Below are 947 nucleotides of genomic sequence, written 5' to 3'. Positions count from 1 at the left end.
ACATAAAAGCATAAATTTTTTAACACCAACTGAAGCTGTGTTAAAATTTTTAAAAGACTAACTGGTCTAAAATGTATATGGTACCTCACATTATATAAACTATCTTTTTTATAAACTTAATATATTTTATTGCTAATTTAGCCTTTAAAACGCGTCATAATAGTCATTTTTCAAGATAAAATTTTGTAAATAATTCATAATTTTGCTTGTATATATATACTGAAGGTAAATCTTGATNAAGAATTTCAATAAATAGTTTCAAGATAAGAAAAGGAGAAAAACAAGTATGAAAAAATTACTAAGTTTATTAAGTGTATTAACAATTAGTGGAACAGCAATACTAGGTGTAATTGCTACTGATTGCCTTAAAAATAATATTAAATATTTATCTGAATTAAATTGAACAGGTTTAAATATAACAAAAAATAAAAGAGAAACAAAAAATAATAAACCTAAAACTATATTTAATACTAATGGAGCTGACACGCCATCTCAACAACAAATCAAAGAAAAAGTAAAAGAATTAAATCCCCAAGTAAATATTAATAGTATTAATGTTACAAATATTAGTGAAAATAGTGCAGAAATCACTGTAACTGGTTTTAGTGGTAAAAAAACAATTAATTTTACAGTTAATAAATCTGTACCAATAAACAAAGTTATTACAAATACTAATTTGGGAGAAATAGATTTTTCAATTGGTGGATTAAAAATGAACCAAATTGTTCAAGAATCCTTAAAACTTTTTAATCCTAAATTAGATATTTCAAAAATTAATATTACAAAAATTAGTTTAAATAATGCCAAAGTTGAAACAAATGATACAAGTATTTATACTGGTGAAATAAATGTTAATTATAGTAACCCAGTAAAATCAGTTTTTAGAAACACTGAATTAGGATTAATTAGAATTAATGGTGTTAATAAACCAACAGAACAAGAAATTA

1 pseudogene is annotated in these 947 nt (G+C 22.7%); it reads left to right on the top strand.

Annotated features, from left to right (window positions below):
• Positions 1-286: 286 nt before the first annotated feature.
• A pseudogene (locus tag BST80_RS05275) lies at positions 287-947 on the top strand (hypothetical protein); the annotation flags it as partial.

This window comes from Spiroplasma sp. Moj, assembly GCF_016082285.1.
GTDB classification, from domain to species: Bacteria; Bacillota_I; Bacilli_A; order Mycoplasmatales; family Mycoplasmataceae; genus Spiroplasma; species Spiroplasma phoeniceum.
Note: the sequence above shows the minus strand (reverse complement) of the source record. Positions and strands in the feature narration are given on the sequence as shown.